17 protein-coding genes are annotated in these 20,343 nt (G+C 44.0%); 15 read left to right on the top strand and 2 right to left on the bottom strand.

The annotated features are described in order from the left end of the window. Window positions 1-119: 119 nt before the first annotated feature. Window positions 120-1,112, bottom strand: a complete 993-nt coding sequence (locus KFV02_RS02205; protein ID WP_252379900.1) for an HD-GYP domain-containing protein — start codon at window positions 1,110-1,112, stop codon at window positions 120-122. Further along, complete coding sequence (gene pyk / locus KFV02_RS02200; protein WP_252379899.1) at window positions 1,109-2,518, bottom strand: pyruvate kinase; 1,410 nt, start codon at window positions 2,516-2,518, stop codon at window positions 1,109-1,111. Before pyk ends, KFV02_RS02205 begins: the two co-directional genes overlap by 4 nt. A gap of 163 nt (window positions 2,519-2,681) precedes the next feature. Here pyk and mraZ point away from each other — a divergent pair, with 163 nt between their 5' ends. The 15 genes from mraZ (at window position 2,682) to ftsZ (ending at window position 20,309) form a co-directional block, all read left to right on the top strand. Next, a complete protein-coding gene (gene mraZ, locus KFV02_RS02195) occupies window positions 2,682-3,137 on the top strand; it encodes a division/cell wall cluster transcriptional repressor MraZ (RefSeq protein ID WP_289510044.1) in 456 nt (151 codons plus the stop codon). A 12-nt stretch (window positions 3,138-3,149) separates the two neighbouring features. Next, window positions 3,150-4,088: a 16S rRNA (cytosine(1402)-N(4))-methyltransferase RsmH gene (rsmH, locus tag KFV02_RS02190; RefSeq protein ID WP_252379898.1), complete on the top strand. Its 939-nt coding sequence runs from the start codon at window positions 3,150-3,152 to the stop codon at window positions 4,086-4,088. Window positions 4,089-4,090: 2 nt separating this feature from the next. Beyond that, window positions 4,091-4,372, top strand: coding sequence for a hypothetical protein (locus KFV02_RS02185; protein ID WP_252379897.1), 282 nt, complete (start codon window positions 4,091-4,093; stop codon window positions 4,370-4,372). Next, complete coding sequence (locus KFV02_RS02180) at window positions 4,365-6,326, top strand: penicillin-binding transpeptidase domain-containing protein (protein WP_252379896.1); 1,962 nt, start codon at window positions 4,365-4,367, stop codon at window positions 6,324-6,326. The genes KFV02_RS02185 and KFV02_RS02180 overlap by 8 nt, the downstream gene beginning before the upstream one ends. Window positions 6,327-6,330: 4 nt before the next feature. Further along, window positions 6,331-7,809 carry a UDP-N-acetylmuramoyl-L-alanyl-D-glutamate--2,6-diaminopimelate ligase gene (locus KFV02_RS02175; RefSeq protein ID WP_252379895.1) on the top strand — a complete coding sequence of 493 codons (1,479 nt, stop codon included), beginning with the start codon at window positions 6,331-6,333 and terminating at the stop codon, window positions 7,807-7,809. Continuing rightward, a complete protein-coding gene (locus tag KFV02_RS02170) occupies window positions 7,793-9,160 on the top strand; it encodes a UDP-N-acetylmuramoyl-tripeptide--D-alanyl-D-alanine ligase (RefSeq protein WP_252379894.1) in 1,368 nt (455 codons plus the stop codon). The genes KFV02_RS02175 and KFV02_RS02170 overlap by 17 nt, the downstream gene beginning before the upstream one ends. A 41-nt stretch (window positions 9,161-9,201) precedes the next feature. Further along, window positions 9,202-10,278 (top strand): phospho-N-acetylmuramoyl-pentapeptide-transferase, encoded by a 1,077-nt coding sequence (gene mraY / locus KFV02_RS02165; protein WP_252379893.1) that lies wholly within the window; start codon window positions 9,202-9,204, stop codon window positions 10,276-10,278. A gap of 389 nt (window positions 10,279-10,667) precedes the next feature. Beyond that, window positions 10,668-11,975, top strand: a complete 1,308-nt coding sequence (gene murD, locus KFV02_RS02160) for a UDP-N-acetylmuramoyl-L-alanine--D-glutamate ligase (RefSeq protein ID WP_252379892.1) — start codon at window positions 10,668-10,670, stop codon at window positions 11,973-11,975. Window positions 11,976-12,044: 69 nt separating this feature from the next. Continuing rightward, the gene (gene ftsW, locus KFV02_RS02155) at window positions 12,045-13,169 is read left to right on the top strand and encodes a putative lipid II flippase FtsW (protein WP_252379891.1); all 1,125 of its coding nucleotides are present in this window, start codon (window positions 12,045-12,047) and stop codon (window positions 13,167-13,169) included. 107 nt (window positions 13,170-13,276) lie between these two features. Next, window positions 13,277-14,353, top strand: a complete 1,077-nt coding sequence (gene murG / locus KFV02_RS02150; protein WP_252379890.1) for an undecaprenyldiphospho-muramoylpentapeptide beta-N-acetylglucosaminyltransferase — start codon at window positions 13,277-13,279, stop codon at window positions 14,351-14,353. Window positions 14,354-14,487: 134 nt separating this feature from the next. Continuing rightward, the gene (gene murC / locus KFV02_RS02145; RefSeq protein WP_252379889.1) at window positions 14,488-15,867 is read left to right on the top strand and encodes a UDP-N-acetylmuramate--L-alanine ligase; all 1,380 of its coding nucleotides are present in this window, start codon (window positions 14,488-14,490) and stop codon (window positions 15,865-15,867) included. Between the two features lie 39 nt (window positions 15,868-15,906). After that, window positions 15,907-16,851 carry a UDP-N-acetylmuramate dehydrogenase gene (gene murB, locus KFV02_RS02140; RefSeq protein ID WP_252379888.1) on the top strand — a complete coding sequence of 315 codons (945 nt, stop codon included), beginning with the start codon at window positions 15,907-15,909 and terminating at the stop codon, window positions 16,849-16,851. Then, on the top strand, window positions 16,842-17,663 hold the full coding sequence (locus tag KFV02_RS02135) for a cell division protein FtsQ/DivIB (protein WP_252379887.1): 822 nt from the start codon (window positions 16,842-16,844) through the stop codon (window positions 17,661-17,663). The genes murB and KFV02_RS02135 overlap by 10 nt, the downstream gene beginning before the upstream one ends. Window positions 17,664-17,791: 128 nt before the next feature. Continuing rightward, window positions 17,792-19,018, top strand: a complete 1,227-nt coding sequence (gene ftsA / locus KFV02_RS02130) for a cell division protein FtsA (RefSeq protein ID WP_252379886.1) — start codon at window positions 17,792-17,794, stop codon at window positions 19,016-19,018. A 61-nt stretch (window positions 19,019-19,079) separates the two neighbouring features. Next, the gene (gene ftsZ / locus KFV02_RS02125) at window positions 19,080-20,309 is read left to right on the top strand and encodes a cell division protein FtsZ (protein ID WP_252379903.1); all 1,230 of its coding nucleotides are present in this window, start codon (window positions 19,080-19,082) and stop codon (window positions 20,307-20,309) included. Window positions 20,310-20,343: the final 34 nt, after the last annotated feature.

The raw sequence follows: 20,343 nt of genomic DNA, 5'->3' as shown, positions 1-20,343 counted from the left end.
TTTGCAATGCTTTCAAGAAACCAGGATTTCTAATCTGGTAGTCAAAATGGGGTTTGGCCTCAGGACTCTCTTCTCAGCTTGCTTAACCCTTACCTCTTAATCCTTAATCCTATCTTTATTTATTTCATTAATTCAGAAATAAATATTCTGGATAGTGATGCGATTAAATTATGATTGAACTTATTTTCCATGGACATGAGTTGATCAATAGTCTCTTTTATTGACTTTCGGGGATTAGACTTGATTAGTAATTCGTTAAAGGTATGTGCTAAAGAAGTGATACCTCCTTGGAGGCTGATTTCAGAACCTGATAGTTTACGGGGGTAACCGCTACCATCAATAAACTCATGATGTTCAAGGAGGCATTGAAGGGTCGCCGACTGGGTTACATCCAGCTTTCGAAGGATCTTGGCCCCGTTAATCGGATGATTATGGATTTTACTCTGTTCATCAGGGGTCAGGTTCTCCTTTTTGTCTAGAATGAATTTGGGGATGCGCGCCAGTCCTAGATCATATGTGAAAAGACCCAAACCAATTTGAGCTAGATGTTTTTTAGCTAGGTTATTGCCCTGGGTTTCGATAAAAAGTGCCAGACCGGTTATTCCTGTATTATATGCCATATTTGGTAGCGAATAATTATGATGCAAGTTTTTGAGGAAGCTTTTTATCTGGAACTGATCCTTCCAGAGGTATTCTACGAGGATTAAGAGATCAGATTGCAGCTTCTCTAATGTTGGCTTTACCGGTTGGTCATAAAACTCAGCAACTCTATTGGTTAAGGCTTGTTTGAAGACTTCTACAATCTCATTGGGTTTTAGATTTTTATCAACTAAAACCAAGTCCAGCTGTTTGCTGATGTGCTTAGCATAAATGGGATGATCAGTGCGGGATACAAAAATATAGCCTTCATTACTCAGTTCAAACAATTCTTCCTGTTTCCTCTTATCCAATCTTTCCATTGCTCTATAATAAGGTACAAGTTGAGCAATATCTTCTTTAAAGATGTAGAGATTTAGGGGCAGTCTAAATTTGGGAAAACTGGACAATATTTCTGATGATATTTGATAAAATTCTTCGTTTAGTTCTTCAGAAATTAAATTTTTATTTTTCATTTGCAATAAATCTTAAGAAGGTTTGTTGGTGAGTTTTCTTGACCTGGTTTAGGGTGTCCTGCAGTGATAACTATTTTATCGCCTGGGTTGAAACTTGACGATTCTTCAACAAATTTTTGAGTTCGTTGAAGATGATCATGGGGTTCATCACCTATTTTAATAGGATTTACCCCCCAAGAGAAATTCATATACTTTAAAACATTGGAGGAAGGAGTAAGGCCAAAAATAGGTTGGGATGGCCTGCCGGCGCTGATTAGTCTTGCAGTGGCTCCAGAATTTGTGTGGGCCACTAAGGCCTTGGCAGAAATTTTTTCTGCCAGTTGACAGGCAACATAAGCGAGGAAGTTTTCTGCACCTTTTTGTTTAGGCTCTATAGAGCCTGTTCTTTGTTCAAAGAAAAGCTTTTCCGCTTCAAGTGCAATCTCACGCATATACTCGACAGCCTCGACAGGGTACCTTCCAATTGCTGTTTCTTCTGACAGCATGAGACAATCAGCTCCATCCAAAATGGCATTGGCAATATCTGTTGTTTCTGCTCTCGTTGGCATGGGGTTAGTAACCATAGACAAAAGCATTTGCGTGGCCACAATAACAGGCTTAGCCGCTTGATTGCATGCCTTGATAATTTTCTTTTGTAGTGTTGGTAAAGAGGACAAAGGGCATTCTAAGCCAAGATCACCTCTGGCGACCATGATGCCATCTGCAATATTTAATATTTCTGGAAGACGCTCTACTGCAACCTGTCTTTCGAGTTTGGCTATAACCGGAACCCATCTGCCCTGTTTATCTATAACGGCCTTGGCGCTGGCGATGTCTTCAGGACCTTGAACAAAAGAGAGGGCAACTGCATCTATGCCCAGTTTAAGGCCATTAATTAGATCTTGTCGGTCCTTTTCCGTAAGTGCCGTGACGCTGGTTTTTTTACCTGGAAAACTTACACCTTTACGCGATGAAACCAGGCCAGCGTTAAAAGCTTTTAATTTAACAAGCTCTCCTTGTCTATTAATCACTTCAAATTTTAGCCCACCATCGCTTAGGCGGACAATGTCTCCTGGAGATAGGGATTTCAGTATTTCTTTATTTTCAAATGGTAAAAAATTTTCTTGCTCTTTTGTGTTTAGTTCACTTGGCCCCATAAGTATCTCCTGACCGATACTTATGGTTAAGGGCGATTTTTTAAGAATACCGGTACGGATTTTGGGCCCTGAGAGATCCTGTAAGATGGTGATGTGTATTTGTAGCTCCTGTTCCAAGGTCCTTAGTTTACTAACTAAAGGCAAGAAATCAGAAGCACTTCCGTGCGAGAAGTTGAGACGGAAAATTCTTACTCCGTTTGTAATTAAGCCCTTCAGAATCCGGACATCTTCGCTGGCCGGCCCTAAAGTGGCAATGATTTTAGTGCGCATTTTGACCTCTCAAAAATTAAAAGTTTAGGAAAGCGACTATATTTAACGCATAAACTAAGCGAAAACGGAAAAGTTTTAAAGATTTTTTTTTAGTCCTTGACTTTTTCTTGCTTCATAGGGGATAGAGTGGTAACAGGTGGTAAAAAGTGGTGGGCATTAAATAATGTTTCGTGGGCATACGCATAGAAATCTGGATAGTAAAGGCAGGGTAATGCTGCCTCCGGACTTTAGGGAGATGGTAATCAAAATGTCTCCCGAAGGGAAATTAATGCTCACAAATTTTGATGATTGCGTGGTTGGTTACCCCTTGCCTGAGTGGGAGTTGATTGAAAAAAGTTTCAATCAACTTAATATGACCAATAGAACGTTTAGGGATTTTCATCGTTTTTTTATCTCAGGTGCTACTGAGGTTACCCTGGATAAACAAGGACGGATTTTGGTTCCACCTTATCTGCGTGCTTATGCCGGATTGAATAAAGATGTGGTCTTGGCTGGTGTGGGTCGTAAGTTTGAGATTTGGGATATGGAACGCTTTGAGGCAGGGCGCAAGAAGATGGAAGAAAATTTTGATGGAGTTATGGACGCCCTGGCTCAAAATGGATTTGAACTTAGGTTTTAGAGTATAAATATTATGATCGAACATCAGCCGGTGTTACGTGAAGAAGTCATAAAATGGCTTGAACCCGGAAGGAAAAAAAGGCTTCTGGATGGCACTCTTGGTTTGGGGGGACACACTTTAGCTCTTTTGCGCCATGGGGCCAATGTTCAGGTTCTGGGAATTGATCAGGATGAACAGGCCCTTAAGGTTGCAGAACAAAGACTTGCTGGATATGCTGGCCGGTTTTTTTTAGCTCTTTCTTCTTATAAAGATTTTGACCGGGCCTTGAAAGAAATAGGGTGGGATAAGCTAGATGGGGCATTGTTGGATCTGGGAGTGTCGTCTATGCAGCTTGAAACTCCGGAGAGGGGGTTCAGCTTCCTGCACGATGGCCCTTTAGATATGCGTATGTCAAAAGAAGAGGGTTTTATCCCTGCCAAAAATATAGTCAATAATTACTCAGTGCAAATGCTTAAGGAAATAATTGCCAAGTATGGTCAGGATCCCTTGGCTGGCAGGATTGCAAGGGCCATAGTCACGGCACGCGCAAAACAAAAGATAGAAACCACCCTTCAATTGGCTGAAATTGTGAAAAATGCTTACCCGCCGAAAATGCGGCTTAAGGCCAGAAATCATCCAGCTACCAGAACTTTTCAGGCTTTAAGAATTGTAGTCAACCAAGAGCTGGATACGCTTAAGGAATTTCTGGACAAGATAGTTCACTATTTAACCCCGGGGGGAAGGCTGGCTATCATCTCTTTCCACTCTTTGGAAGACAGAATCGTCAAACTTTTTTTTAAAAAAGAGTCTGCTGAATGTATTTGTCCTCCACAAAAGATGATTTGTGATTGTAACCATCAAAAAACACTACATATCTTGACCAAAAAGCCTATTACCCCGGATGAAGAGGAAATTGAGCGAAATCCAAGAAGCAGGAGTGCAAAATTAAGGGTGGCTGAGCGAGTCGGTTGATTATGTTGGGTTTAACAAAAAGAAAAGTATTGGGCTTGTTAGTGTTTTTTTTAATAACCATATTCATGAGCCTCATCAAGGTATGGGTAAGTATTGAAAAGGTAGATTTGGCATATGATTTAAAAAAGTTGCAAAAAGAATATGCGGCCAACTTGGAACTTAAATCCAAGCTTTTGGTGGAAAAAAATAATCTCCTCTCTCCATATAGATTGAAGAGATTAGCTGAAGAGTTGGGATTTTCTCCCCCTGGTGCAGACAGGGTGAGAAGGTTGGATCATGAGTAGAAAGCGGGGGCTGAAGACAAAAGACTGGTCCAGGTTCAAGATTATTTTCATGGGCCTGGTTTTTATCGGCTTATGGATGGGTCTATGGGCCAGGGCCTACTGGGTGCAGATAGTTGAAGGTCCTAAGCTGGCCCGGCTGGCAGAAAACCAATACTGGTGTCGAGAAAAGATTCAGGGCAAAAGGGGAGAGATTTTTGACCGTAATGGCCTGGTTTTGGCCCAGAGTGTATTAAGTAAATCTGTATATGCTAATCCATTGGAAATAAATGACTATAAGCTGGCTTCCAAAAAATTAAGTAAGATTTTAAATATAAAGAGAACAAAACTTGTTCGGATTTTGCGTCAGAAAAAGAGTTTTGTTTGGCTGACTCGGAAAATCAGTGATCGTAAAGCTAAGTTAATTCGCCGGGCTAATTTAAAGGGTATTTACTTAGTCAATGAGTATAAGCGCGTTTATCCTCAGGGCCATTTGTTAGGCCAGGTATTGGGCTTTGTAGGTACTGACGGACATGGCCTGGAAGGGTTGGAAAGATTTTTCGACGGGTATTTAGGAGGAACTGAAAAGAAAATTGTTCTTTTAAAGGATGCTGCGGGCAGGAGAATGGCTCCGGGTAGCGCCAGCGCGACTCTGCAAACTTTAAGTGGTCATGACCTTTACCTGACAATAGATGCCCGCGTTCAACTGGCAGCTGAAGATGCATTAGCTGAGGCGGTACAAAGGTTTTCAGGTCGCAGTGGGGTCTGCGTAGTGGTCCATGTGCCTTCAGGAGAGATTTTAGCACTAGCTTCATATCCTTTTTTTAATCCTAATAATTTTCGAAATTCAAGTCCAAGTATCTGGCGCAATAGAGCTATTTTAGATCTCCTTGAACCCGGATCAACCATCAAGCCATTTTTAGTGGCAGCAGCGCTAACCGAGGGAGTTTGTACGAAGAAATCCATTTATTTTTGTGAAAATGGCCGTTGGCGTATTGGTAATAGTGAAATAAATGACACTCATAAATACGGGTGGCTCTCTGTAAACAGGATTATCAGGTATTCCAGTAATATTGGTGCAGCCAAGATTGGTCTGGATCTGGGGGAGGAGACGTATTTTAACTATTTGCAGAGATTAGGTTTTGGCCGGGCTGTTGAACTTCCTTTTCCCGGGCGTAGCAAAGGACTGATTCGTCCTTACCATAAATGGAATAAAATCGATCTGGCAGCGGCTTCTTTCGGACAGGGGCTGGCCATAACCCCTTTGCACTTGGCCCAGGCTTATCTCTGTCTGGCCAAAGAGGGAGTATTTGAGCCACTTAAATTAGTCAGTAGACCCAAGCAGGAGAAATTATCCGGCTATAGAGTGTTTCCAAAGAAAGTGGCTCGGTTGGTTCTTTCTATGCTTCGGGAAGTGGTGGAAGAAGACGGGACAGGTAAACAGGGTCGTATATCGGGGATCGAAGTCGGTGGGAAAACAGGAACCGCCCAAAAGGCCATGAAAACAGGAGGTTATGGTGATAAATATGTGGCTTCATTTGTAAGCCTGTTCCCGGCTTTAAACCCAAAATATTTGGTTTTGGTAATTGTCGATGAGCCCCATCCCCAACACTATGGAGGAGTGGTGGCTGCACCAGCAGCAAAAAAGGTTGGTATGGAACTTTTGTCTTTATATAATGATTATCCGAAGGTGCAGCCTGTGGAACGTGATAAACAACGCCACGAGTTAGTCAGGGTCAAGGTAAAATCAGAAGGTAATGTCATCAAAACGGCTGGCGCTGTTGATGCAGCTAATGTTCCGGATTTTCAGGGCGTATCCTTGCGCAAGGCCTTACAAACTTTACTGGAACTGGGGATTGTTCCAGAACTGATTGGGCAGGGAATGGTGGTCAAAAAACAGAAGCCCCGGCCCGGGAGTAAATGGCCAGCAGACAAAAGTATTAAATTATGGCTCACAGAGCCAGAGTTAAGTAGTTGAGAAGATGATGACTTGGGAAAATAGAAAAATATCTAATGCTGCCGGAGATACGGGATTATGGGCAAAACTTCTTAACCTGGCCAGAACCGGGACTCCTGTATGCACCCATTCAGGAAAAGTTGAGCACGGTGATATTTTTGTGGCCTTGCCCGGCACCAGAGTGGATGGGGCAGAGTATATTCCCCAGGCATTGGAAAGAGGGGCAGCTTATGTTGTTACCAGACATGTGCCTCAGGGGTTGTTAGATGTTCGGGAAAAAATAGTTATCCATCCTAATCCGGCACAAGCTCTGGGGGTGCTGGCCGGAGCTTATTTTGGCACTGAAGCGCTTCGGGCGAGGGTTATCGGCATCACCGGGACCAACGGCAAGACAACAACTACTTATCTACTAGAACATTTACTGACCGGAAATGGATTCAAAGTTGGGGTGATAGGTACTGTAAACTATAGGTGGGGGGGGAAAGAGTATCCGGCCGATATGACCACTCCTGATTGCCTGCGCCTCCATCACCTTTTGGCCCAAATGGATAAAGATGGTGTGGACTGGATATGTATGGAGGTTTCGTCTCATGCCCTGGACCAGGACAGGGTGGCTGGGATTTGCTTTGATTATGCTGTTTTTACCAATTTAACTCAGGATCATCTGGATTACCATCTAAACCTGGAAAATTATTTTCAGGCCAAAGCAAAATTGTTCACTCCCAAACAAAACAGGAAACCAAAGGCCATTATTAATGGTGATGACAAGTTCGGACAAAGATTAAAAAAAACAGCGTTGGATCCTCTCTGTTATGGTCTGGGAGAAGACAATGATCTCATTGCTGCGTCCGTTATAGAAAGTCGGCAGGGCTTAAGGCTTGAATGCAAGTTTCACAACAAACAGTGGTCCATGTCATCTTCTCTCGTTGGCCGGTTTAACGCCTTCAACCTACTGGCTGCGTTAGGCGTCGGTTTAAAGCTGGGCATGGGGGAGATGGAATTAAAGGTCCTTGAGGACTTTCAAGGTGTTCCGGGCCGTTTGCAGCGGGTAGGTAATAAAAAAGGACTCAATATCTTTGTAGATTATGCCCACACCCCGGATGCCTTGGAAAATGTGTGCAAGACTTTGAAAAACATAGATTTTGATCGGTTTATAGTACTTTTCGGCTGCGGTGGAAACAGGGACAAGGCTAAAAGACCGCTTATGGGTCAGGCAGTAGCCAGGTATGCGGATCTAGCTATAATTACTTCAGACAATCCCAGGAATGAAGAACCAGAGGCAATAATCAAGGATATTTTGCCGGGAATAAAGGGAAGAGTAGAGATAGAAATTGAGCCAGACCGGAAAAAGGCCATAAAATTGGCCATTTCTAGAATGGAAAAGGGCGACGTTTTGCTTATAGCTGGCAAAGGGCATGAAGACTATCAGGAAATAAAGGGTAAAAAAATTCCTTTTCACGATGTGCGTGTGGTGGAGGAGATAATTGATGCATTTGACTATTGAGCAAATTGCCCTGGCGACTTCAAGTTATGGGGACTTTGACGGCCTTGAAAAGGTGCCAATAACAAAGGTGCAGACTGATAGTCGCTTGGTTCAGGAGGGTGATCTCTTTGTATGTATAGCCGGGCAAAGATACGATGGTCATAATTTTGCTCAGGAGGCAGTGAAAAAGGGAGCAAGAGCTATTTTGGCCCATACTCCTTTACTAGATATAGAAGAGGTACCGGTTCTTCTGGTGGAAGATACAGTCAAGGCCCTGGGCCGGCTGGCTCTTTATGTAAGACAGAGAACGAGGGCTAGGGTCATCGGTATCACTGGTTCAGCAGGAAAAACAACAACCAAAGAGTTTCTTTTCTCTGTTTTAAGCCAGAAAGCCAAGGTTGGAAAGAATTATAAAAATTGGAACAATCAGCTCGGCCTGCCTTTGTCGATTTTGAAGTTTGATGGTCAGGAAGACTATTGGGTTTTAGAACTGGGCATTAGTGAACCCGAAGATATGGATGAATTGGGAAGTATTTTGCGTCCAGATATTGTGGTTATAACCAATATCGGCCCCTGTCATCTGGAGGGCTTAGGCAGTGTATCCGATGTGGCCAGGTATAAGACTAAAATTCTTGATTATTTGGAAAACGAATCCTGGGCAGTTTTAAATAAAGACTACCCTCCTTTGGTCAAAGAAGCCCGGAGGCGCACCCAAATCAAACCATACTTTTTTTCCTGCACTGATAAAAGACAGAGATTCTGGGGTGAGTATCGTGGCTGTGAAGGGGGCAGGGGCCACTACGAAATTGGAATCAATGGGGAAAACTACTCTCTTGCTTTGCCCTGGATAGGTGCCCATTTAACAGAGAACATTTCCGCGGTAGCTGTTTTGGCCCATTTGTTGGGTTATTCAGGCTCGGAAATCGAACAGGGGCTTTGTCAGGCCAGACTGCCAGAACAGAGGCTTTGCCTTTGGACTAAAGGGGAGTGGACAATTATTGACGATACATATAATGCCAATCCTCTTTCTATGAGGGCAGCTATTAGCACCGCTGCGGAATTGGCTAAAGATAGAGAGTTGGTTCTTGTCCTTGGAGATATGGCTGAACTGGGTGAGGCATCAGAAGAAGAACATAGGAAGCTGGGCGAGTTTATCCATAGGATAGGTTGCCATTATGTATTTTTTCACGGTCAGAATGCGTCTTTTGTAAAAGAGGGACTTAAAGGATGGTCAGGAGAATTTTATATCTGTCACAGCCCGGAAGATTTTTTTAGTTTTTTTAAAAATCTTAATTTAAGACAGGCAGTTCTTCTGTTTAAAGGTTCAAGAAGCAGTAGAATGGAAGAATATGTGAAAAAGGTTAAAAACTAAAATTTTTAATAGGCTAAGAGGTTAAAAGGTTAAGAAGCGAGATGTTATATCATTTATTATATCCCCTATCTCAAGATTACACTGTTTTTAATGTTTTCAGATATATAACATTTAGAAGCATCTATGCTCTTTTGACCGCCCTGTTGATTAGTATTGTGCTTGGGCCAAAATTTATTGAATGGTTGAGAAAGATAAAATTTGGGCAATATATTCAGGAAGACGGACCAAAGCATCAGAATAAAGCGGGCACGCCTACAATGGGTGGTTTGCTTATCGGTGCTAGTCTGTTGGGCAGTGTTTTTCTCTGGGGAGATTTGACTAATAAATTTTTGTGGCTGACTATTTTTGTCTTTTTGGGCTTTGGTCTGGTTGGTTTTGTGGATGACTACTTAAAAATTGTCAAAAAGCAGAATAAAGGCTTAAGTGCCCAGACCAAATTTTTAGGGCAGACGATCGTAGCATTGGGAGTAGTTTCAATTTTGGTTAATATGCCGGGCTACACCACAGAACTTTTAGTTCCGTTTTTTAAGGACATAAGGCCTGACTTATATTTATTTTATATCCCATTTGCCATTTTTGTCATGGTCGGAGCATCTAATGCAGTGAATTTAACAGATGGTCTGGATGGCCTTGCTATTGGGCCCGTAGTGGTTTGTGCGGCCTGTTTCGCTTTGTTTGTCTATGTCACAGGTCACTCTCAGTTGGCCAGGTATCTCCAGATAGCCTATATTCCCGGTGTTGGTGAAGTCACAGTGTTTTGTGGAGCAATGGTCGGGGCAGGCTTAGGTTTTTTATGGTTTAATGCTTATCCGGCTCAGATTTTTATGGGCGATGTTGGCAGTTTAAGCCTGGGCGGCTGTCTTGGGTTTATTGCTGTGCTCTGTAAGCAGGAATTGATTCTGGTCATTGTTGGTGGTTTGTTTGTTGTAGAAACAATCTCAGTTATTCTTCAGGTGGGTTACTTCAAGCTTAGTGGGGGGAAGCGAATTTTTCGGATGGCCCCGCTGCACCATCATTTTGAATTAAAGGGCGTGCCCGAATCCAAGATAATAGTCAGGTTCTGGATTTTATCCATTCTCCTGGCTCTGGTTGCTTTGAGTACCCTGAAATTGAGGTAGTAATGAATAAAGTGGTTAAAAGGTAAAAAGGTTTATTCTGTCTTCTTCACCTTTTTACCTTTTCATCACCATAACCTCAACTTTCTGAGTTAATTTGCGAGCGCATTTTCTTCAATGCGAACAAAAACTTGGACACATCTAAGGCTTGCTTGCGGGCTGTGCATAATGGGGTTAGTCAATAGAATATTATTTAATGCCTTTTCTGTTGTTATGATGGGTTTCGAAAGTTCGATGGAATAATCTCCCTATACACAGCGCTTCCGCAATCTTCGCCAAGATGTGTTACCCAACCCGTTTGTAATGCATTTCAGAAAATGCACTCTTCAATTGTGAAGTAATTTGAGGATGTTAATCATGTCAGAAAGTTGAGACCATAACCATTAAAATTTATGAAAGAGTTAATTCATCCAGGACAATTACGCGGCCATCAGGCTGTTGTTGTAGGCGCAGGACGATCAGGTCTGGCCGCGGCCAGGCTTTTGACCAGGCTTGGAGCAGAGGTTCGCCTTTTGGAAAAGGACGAAAGCCGGTTTTCTAAGGAGCTCAAGCAGTTAGCTGAGGAAAATGGTTGGGCCCTTAGGTTTGGTGAACATAAACCTGAAGATTTTAAAGGAGCGAACTTAATTATATTGAGTCCAGGAGTCCAGAAAAGAAATATTCAGGCTCATATACCAGCCGGTGCCCAGGTTTACTCTGAGTTGGAGTTGGCTTCCTGGTTTGTGTCCGAGCCCATAATTGCCGTTACCGGAACCAATGGAAAAACAACCACTACCTTACTCATCACTCATGTTCTGGAAAAGACAGGAAAAGTAGTGTTTACCGGTGGTAATATTGGTACTCCGCTCAGCGAGTATCTTTTGGAGGGGAGAAGAGCAGAGATTTTAGTCCTGGAGGCGAGCAGTTTTCAGTTGGAAAACTGTAGTGGATTCCATCCGCGGGTAGCTATTTTCCTTAATTTCTCTCCCAATCACCTGGATTATCATCAGGATATTCAAGAGTATTTTGAAGCCAAGTTAAAACTTTTTGCCAGGCAAAATGAACAGGATCTGGCCATTCTCCCTTTAAGTCTAAAGGGCGAACTTGAAAAGCGCTCATTTACCCGTGCCAGGAGAGTTTATTTTGTGCCCCAAGACAGATTCTCTTGTCCAAGGCTTAGGGGCGAACATAATCAAGAGAATTTGGAGGCCGCTTTTCTGGCATGTAAGTATTTTGGAGTTACTGAAAGTGAGTTTGAAAAGAATATACAGGACTTTGTCCCACCGGCCCACAGACAGGAGATATTTTTTCAGCATAAAGGGATAACTTTTGTTGATGACTCAAAGGCTACCACTGTTGACGCCGTAAAGTCGGCCTTAAAAACTTTTCCCCGCCCTATAAGACTTGTGGCCGGTGGAGTTTTTAAGGGCGGGAATCTAAAAGTAATTCGGCCAGTTGTGCAGGAAAAGGTATGTAAGGTTTATCTTTTTGGAGCTAGTAAAGAAATTTTTATCCAAGCCTTTGGCGACCTGGTGGAAATGGAGTGGTTTCCCACTTTGGAGGAAGCAGTACGTAAAATTGTCGTTGATGCAGAACCAGGAGATACTGTTCTTCTTTCTCCAGGCACGGCCAGCTTTGATCTGTTTCCGGATTACAAGGCCAGGGGAATGCAATTTCAACGTTTGGTGTTGGATTGTGTGCGTGACAAGGGAAATGGTTAGAAGCAAGCATGCCAGCGTGCCTGGCTGGACAATAGGTAACGGAAAAAATGGCCAGAAGACGAGAGGGAGATGAGAGGGGCAAGGATTAAGCGAAGTTCAGGTACGGGCATTGATTTGTGGCTTTTGGGTGCTGTCTTGGCCTTATCTGGTTTGGGATTAGTTGTGCTCTTTAGTGCCAGCAGTATTATGGCTGAAAAATTTTTTGATGATAAATTTTATTTTATCAAGAAACAGGTTGTTTTTACCTTGGCCGGATTGATTGTCTTGGCCTGCACAATCAAGATTCCAAGAATATTTTTTTATAAATTAAAATATCTTTGGCTTATTTTGGTCTTTGGACTTCTTTGTTTAACTGTCTTCAGCCCCTTGGGTTATGGCGCGGGTGGTGCTCGAAGGTGGCTTAAATTCGGGCCGCTGACAATTCAGGCCCTGGAGCTGGCCAAAGTGGCATTGGTCTTTTACCTGGCCTATTTTTTTTCGCACAAGCAGGAATTGGTCAAAACTTTCAGTGTTGGTTTTTTGCCCCCGACTATAATCACGGCCTCCTTGTGTGCATTGCTTATGCTTCAACCGGATTTTGGGGGTGCAGCCTACTTAGCCCTGATACTGTTTTTTATGAGTCTAATCGGAGGAACACGATTAGTATACCTGGTTTCTTCTGCTTTCTTGGCTGTGGCCACAGGATTTGTATTGATAGTACAATCTCCGTATCGCTTTCGGCGCTGGTTTGCCTTTTTGGATCCTTTCAAAGATGCCCAGGACAGTGGATATCAATTGGTCCAATCCCTATATGGTTTCGGTTCTGGCGGAATGTGGGGGCTGGGTTTAGGAGAGGGACGGCAGAAGCTCTTGTTTCTACCGGAAGCGCACAATGATTTTATCCTCGCTGTTTTGGGTGAGGAACTGGGCTTTGTCGGCTTTTCCTTGGTTTTTATTTTGGTTGGGGTCATTATCTGGCGGGTAATCAGGATCTCCTGTGACCAGCAGGAGATGGAGGACAGATTCGCTGCCTTTGGTCTGGGCTTAATTTTGATTTTAGGCGCTCTTTTAAATATTGCCGTGGTTCTGGGAACAGTACCCCCCAAGGGCGTGCCCATGCCTTTTGTTAGTTATGGAGGAAGTAACCTGTTAGTTTCATTTTTTTGCGCAGGCTTTTTACTGAATCTTTCAAAGAGGCAGAAGGCAAGAGGCTAATGGGTTACAGGTTGATTGGTTTATTAGTTTATTGGTTGAAGACTAATCAAGTAACCAATCAACTGTTCAACTACTTAACCATTTAGCTAATCAACCATTTAACTAAGATGCTTAAGCGAGTGGTTATAACTACAGGGGGCACGGGCGGACATATTTTCCCGGCCCTGGCTGTGGCCGAGAAAATACGAGAGCAAAATCCTGACTGTAAAATTTGCTTTTTGGGCGGTGAATCAGGGCCGGAAGCGGCTCTGGCCCGAAAAGCTGGCCTGGAATTTAAGGGATTACCGGCCAGGGGCGTACTTGGCAGGGGGATAAGGTCTTTGGCCACAGTTTTTTGGCTCAGTCAGAGCCTTATTAAGTCATTTTTATTTTTGCGTTCTTTTAAGCCAGAGGTGGTGATTGGTTTTGGCGGTTATGCTGGCTTTGTTCCGGTCCTGGTTGCCAGATGGATGGGTTTGCCTACGGCCGTTCATGAACAAAACAGTCTTCCCGGAGTGACTAATAGAATCTTGGGCAAGCGGGTAGACAGGGTGTTTTTAACTTTTCCGGACGAACATGGTTTTTTCCCGGAGGATAAAGTTATTTTAAGTGGTAACCCGATCCGGGGGGAGATCGTTTCTCTGGCAGCCAAAGAGACTTTATCCCATGCCATGGGGAAAAGGTTACTTGTCCTGGGTGGGAGCCAGGGAGCAAGAGCTATAAATCAGGCGGTTACAGACTGTCTTAGTCAACTCAAGGCCCAGGGGATAGAGATCTGGCATCAGACTGGGAAAAGGGATTTTGAAGAGGTAAACAAGGTCTATGCCCGGAAATATCCACAGGCTAAAGTGGAGCCTTTTATTGAGGATATGGCCAAGGCTTATGCTTATGCCGACCTTGTTCTTTGCCGGTCTGGAGCCACGACTCTGGCCGAACTTTGTGCTGCTGCTAAACCAGCAATTTTGGTTCCTTTCCCCTATGCCACACATAATCACCAGTTGACCAATGCTAAAGTATTGGAAAGGGCGGGAGCAGCAATGGTTCTGGTGCAGAGCTATCTGGAGGAAATTAACCTGGCGCAAGTTATCGAGGACTTGCTCTGTGCGCCTGATAAATTAGAAAAAATGGCCCGGGCAGCCAGAAGTCTGGCCAGACCCAATGCCGCTGAAATTATTGTCGAGGAATTATGCCGGTTAGTTGGTTGATTAGTTGATTGGTTAATAGCTTACAGCGTGAGAGGGATGCTGGGAGTATGAAATAAGACTTTCAAGATAAACCAATAAACTAATCAACCATTTAACCAATAACCTACTAAACTACTAAACTAATAAACAAAAGAATGCAGGGAAAAGTAAAAAAAATACATATGGTCGGGATTGGTGGCTCAGGCATGAGCGGGATTGCCGAGGTATTACTTAACCTGGGCTATGAAGTCAGCGGTTCTGATCTGAGCGAAAGTGTGCAGGTAGCCAGATTACGAGGCCTGGGAGCTAAGATATATATCGGACATGATCAGAATAATCTGCGGCAGGCCCAGGTGGTGGTTAAATCTACGGCCATCAAAGATGACAACCCAGAACTTGTAGCAGCCAGAGAAAAACAGATTCCTATTATTCCCAGGGCAGAGATGCTGGCCGAACTTATGCGTTTAAAGACCGGTATTGCTGTGGCTGGAACGCATGGCAAGACATCTACCACTTCTTTTTTGGGTACGATTTTTAAGGAAGCAGGGTTGGATCCCACTGTAATTATTGGTGGTCGTCTGAATTCTTATGGGAGTAATGCCCTGCCAGGCACTGGGGAGTTTTTTATTGCCGAGGCGGATGAGTCAGATGGTTCTTTTCTCTGTCTGTTCCCCATTATGACGATTGTCACCAATGTGGATGCGGATCATTTGGATTATTATCAGGATCTTGAAGAAATCAAGGGCGCGTTTGTCCAATTTATGAACTCGATACCATTTTATGGAGTCAATGTGGTTTGCGGAGATGATCCGGGGGTTGATTCTCTCTTGCCTCATGTCAAGAGACCGGTCCTTACCTATGGATTTGGGTCGAAAAATAATCTGCGGGCCGAAATCATAAATTGTAGCCGTGGGTCAGAGTTTGATGTGTTTATGTTCGATAACTATTGGGGCCGTGTCCGTCTGAACCAGCCAGGTCGCCACAATATTTTAAATGCCTTGGCTGCTATTGGTATTGCCATAGAAGCAGGCATTGACAAGGAGAAGATCATTAAAGGACTTGAGTTGTTTGGCGGTGTAGGACGAAGGTTTGAGCAAAAAGGAGAGCTAGACGGGGTGTTGGTGGTTGATGATTACGGACACCATCCTACTGAAATTCGTGTCACTTTAGAAACGGCTCGTAAATGTTACCCGGAGAAAAGATTGGTAGTTCTGTTTCAGCCACACAGGTTTACCCGGACCAAGGTCTTGTTTGGTGATTTTTGTCGTGTCTTTTCAGAAGTGGACTTATTACTTTTGACAGAAATTTATCCGGCTTCGGAGGATCCCATCCCTGGAGTAAATGGGCTCAGCCTGGCTCAAGGCATCAAGCAGGTCAGCGGAACTCCTGTTATATTTTTTGAAGACCTGGATGCTGTGGCCAAGGCTCTGCCAGAGATACTCAAACCGAATGATTTGTTTCTGACTCTGGGTGCAGGCAGTGTGTGGAGAGTAGGGGAAGAGTTTTTGAAGGGAAGCGGTGAAACTGAGAAGTAGGGGCCTATTGCATACGTTCATCAGGAAGTTGGGAAGCTCATGCAAATTATAGACAGACCGGAGTTAAAGAGATTTTCCACATTAAAACTCGGAGGCAGAGGGCGAAGGCTTTATCTGGCCCGTTCTTGCTCTGATCTGGATGAACTTGGTCGTGTCTGGCCGGAGATAAAAGATTCGGCTTTTGTTTTGGGGCGGGGGAGCAATGTCTTGTTTCGCGATGCAGACGTGGATTTGGTCCTGATAAAATGGGCAGGGGGAGAAACACCCCAAATTCTGGACGAAAGCGAAAACGAGGTTCTCGTAGAAGTTTCAGCGAGTTTGAGTTTACCCCGCTTCTTGGGCTGGTGCATAAAGAAAGGTCTTAGTGGTCTTGAAGGATTGGCCGGGATACCAGGAACTGTGGGTGGGGCTGTGGCCATGAATGCCGGCTCGCATGGTGTCGAAATAGGTTCGAAAATAGAGAAGGCAAAAGTCTGGGTCCCTGAGCAGGGGATATTCTGGGTGGATAGAGAGGATACGCACATAGCTTATCGACATTTTAGATTAAAAAGAACAAGTGGGTTTTATTTAATTTTAGGTGCTATTTTAAGGCTTGGAAAAGATGATCCAGGTGAGATCAAAAAGAGAATTGCCTCCTGGTATGAGCGCAAAAAAAAAACGCAACCTGTTCTTCAGGCTACAGCAGGGTGTGTGTTTAAAAATCCAATCCTGAACCCACGGGAAAGTAACTTATTGGCGAAGAAAAAAGGTTTTGACGGAGGAGTGAAGGGAGTTTCAGCCGGGTGGTTATTGGAACAAGCGGGTTTTAGAGGAAAGCGGCTGGGAGGAGTAGGTTTTTCCGCTTTACATGCTAATTTTCTGGTTAACTACGGTCACGGGACAACTAGCCAGGCCCTGGAATTAATTGAGTGTGCCAAGAATAAAGTGAGTAAGATGTGGGGAATTGCCTTGGAGATGGAGGTTAAAGTTGTCCCATGTCTCTAGAAGCCATGGCCAGAAAAAGGCCTGTTAGCAGAGTAAAAAGTTACCGACAAAATTCGAGTAACGTCAGGCAAGGCCTAGTAGAGCTTGTAAAGGCAATTTTCATATTGGGCCTGAAAATTGTGGCTGGTTTAGTTTTTATAGCGGGCATAAGCCTGGCTCTTATCTATGGTTATCGTTTGGTAACAGGTAGTAATTATTTTGCCCTGAAACAGATTGAAATAGAAGGCTGTAAGCACCTTACTTACGGAGAAATTACTTCTTCCTTGGGGCTGAACCTGGGTCAGAATATTCTGGACTTAAACATTGCAGAACTACAACATAAATTATCCAAAAAACCTTGGATTAAAGAGGTTTATGTACGTCGGGAACTACCTGACAAGATTAGGATCGCTATTGTTGAACGCCAAGCTTATTTTTGGGTCAAATATGGCCAAAAGCTTTTTTATGCTAATCGGCTGGGTGAGCGTATAGCCGAGGTGCTGCCCAAGAATTTTATTTCTCTACCTGTACTTTATGTAGATGCACAATGTACGCGGGCTAAAGAGCAATTACCAATAATAGTTTCTTTGCTGGATAAGAAGAAGTTCCCTTTTTCCTGGCAAGATTTGGCCGGGATACACTTGACCAGTTTAAACAGGATGGAAGCTTTTTTGGAAAAACCACGGCTCAAGCTCAGCCTGGATATGGATGGAATTTTAGAAAATGTGCATAAATTAAGCTTGGTCTGGAAAGATTTGCGCAATAGGGGAGAGCTAAACAAAGTAAATAAAATCCATGTTCTTAACGGACAGGTATGGGTAGGTTTTAGGTAATGGCTAAAAGATAAAAAGGTAAAATGGTGAAGAGGTGGAGAAGCCAGAATTGACCTCTTGGCCTCTAAACCTTTTAGCCTCCTAGCTTTTTAGCCTTTAAACCTTTTAACCTTTTAAAGGATAGAATCATGGCCAAATCTGATTTGATCGTAGGGCTGGATCTGGGGACTACAAAAATTTGTGCGGTTGTGGGCGAGATATCACCTGATGGGGTAGATGTGGTTGGTATAGGGACAAGTCCTTCCACTGGTCTGCGCAAGGGAGTTGTGGTCAATATCGAGCAAACTGTGCAATCCATCAAAAAGGCCCTGGAAGAGGCGGAACTCATGGCTGGATGTGAAATCAGATCGGTTTATGCAGGCATTGCCGGGAGTCACATCAAAGGGTTTAACAGTCACGGAGTAATAGCTGTTAAGGGCGGAGAAGTCAGCACCAGGGATGTTGAGCGGGTTATTGATGCGGCCAAGGCTGTAGCTATTCCCCTGGATCGCGAAGTTATCCATATTTTACCCCAGGAGTTTATTGTTGATGATCAGCGTGGCATTGCTGATCCGCTGGGGATGGCAGGTGTCAGGCTGGAGGTAAAGGTACATATTGTCACCGGAGCTGTAAGCAGTGCCCAGAATATTGTTCGATCCTGTCATCGTTCGGGGTTGGATGTGGAGGATATTGTTTTGGAATCCCTTGCCTCGGCCAAGGCCGTGCTGACAGAAGAGGAACGGGAGATAGGCGTAGCCTTGGTGGATATTGGTGGAGGAACAACAGATTTGGCCGTTTTTAATAATGATTCTATTAAGCATACTAGTGTCCTGGCCATAGGCGGGACCAATTTGACCAATGATATTGCTTTTGGTTTGAGGACTCCAATGGTGGCCGCGGAACAGATTAAAATCAAATACGGTTGCGCTCTGGCTGATCTCGTTCAACAGGATGAGGTGATCGAGGTGCCAAGTGTGGGCGGCAGGCCTCCCAGGCGTTTGTCGAGGCATGTTCTGGCCGAGATTTGCGAGCCTAGAATGGAGGAGCTTCTGGCTCTGGTTGATCAGGAACTGATTAAGTCCGGATACAAAAAAACCATTGGAGCCGGAGTAGTTTTAACCGGAGGAGCAGCATTAATCGAAGGGGTGCAGGAGCTGGCTGAACAGATTTTTAATCTGCCCACCCGTATAGGATATCCTATCCAAATTGGGGGACTAAAGGATGTTGTCAATAGCCCGATGTATGCCACTGCTGTGGGGCTTTTGAGATATGGAGCAGAAAAGGAAAGCTCTGAGCAGCGGTTTCGAATTCGGGATAAAAATATCTTTAACCGTATCCTATCCAGGATGCGTAAGTGGTTTGTGGATATTAGTTAGTTTATTTTTTGAATGCGCAAGGCAGGAGCAAATGGCTAAAAGCAAGGGGAAGGAGGAAGAGATGGAATACCTGGAAATTGAAATGGAAAGCAATGCCCAGATAAAAGTGGTCGGCGTCGGTGGCGGCGGCGGTAATGCCGTAAACAATATGATCTGTTCGTCCATGAAAGGGGTAACCTTCATCACTGCCAATACAGACGTCCAGGCCTTGAAACACTCTAAAGCCGAATTTAAACTGCAGTTGGGAGAAAAGTTGACAAAAGGTCTGGGAGCAGGAGCCAATCCAGATATTGGCCGGGAAGCCGCCATGGAAAGTACGGAGCAGATTCGTGAGGTCCTGGATGGCTGTGATATGGTCTTTGTCACTGCGGGGATGGGTGGCGGAACAGGAACCGGAGCCGCACCGGTAATTGCCCAGGTGGCCAAGGAACTAGGAGCCCTGACCGTAGCTGTGGTTACCAAGCCTTTTTATTTTGAAGGGAAAAAAAGGCTTATGCAGGCTGAAAAGGGAATCAAGGCCTTAAAAGAGGTTGTGGACAGCATCATCACCATTCCCAATGACCGCCTTTTGTCCTTGGCTTCCAAAAAAGCCACCTTTTTGGAGATGCTCAAAAAAGCCGATGAAGTACTCTATTATGCAGTTAAAGGCATTTCAGATTTGATTATGGTTCCGGGGCTGATCAACTTGGATTTTGCTGACGTAAAAGCAGTCATGTCTGAAATGGGCCTGGCCATGATGGGCACAGGCATTGCCCAGGGAGAAGGTCGCGCCAGAGAGGCAGCCATGAAAGCCATAACCAGTCCTTTATTAGAAGACGTCTCTATTGATGGAGCCAAAGGCGTGCTCATGAACGTAACCTGTGGTCCTGATTTGACCATTGATGAGGTTAGTGAAGCTGCCAATATAATCCATGAGGCAGCTCACGAAGATGCAAAGATCTATTTCGGAACAGTCTTTGATCAGAATGTGGGTGATGAAATGCGCATCACAGTCATTGCCACAGGGATTGAAGATGCAAACGAAAAAAGTATTGAAACTGAAAGTTCCAGAGTTACTTCTATTAGTAAGGCAAGAAAAGAAAAAGGGAGTATAGTCAAGAGGCCTCGCACCGTGCAGATTGATCCTGATTCGGAAGATGATTTGCGTATTCCTACGTATCTACGCCAGGGCCGCAGAGCGGTTGATAAAAATGAAGTGAAAAATAGCGCACCAAATACTCAAGGCGAGGAATTTATTTTTGATGAAGATGAGTTTGAAATACCCTCTTTTATTCGCATGCAAGCAGATTGAAGTTGGTCATTAATTTATTCGGGTGAGAAGTTGA

The sequence above is a fragment of the Desulfovulcanus ferrireducens genome (assembly GCF_018704065.1).
GTDB classification, from domain to species: Bacteria; Desulfobacterota; Desulfovibrionia; order Desulfovibrionales; family Desulfonatronovibrionaceae; genus Desulfovulcanus; species Desulfovulcanus ferrireducens.
Note: the sequence above shows the minus strand (reverse complement) of the source record. Positions and strands in the feature narration are given on the sequence as shown.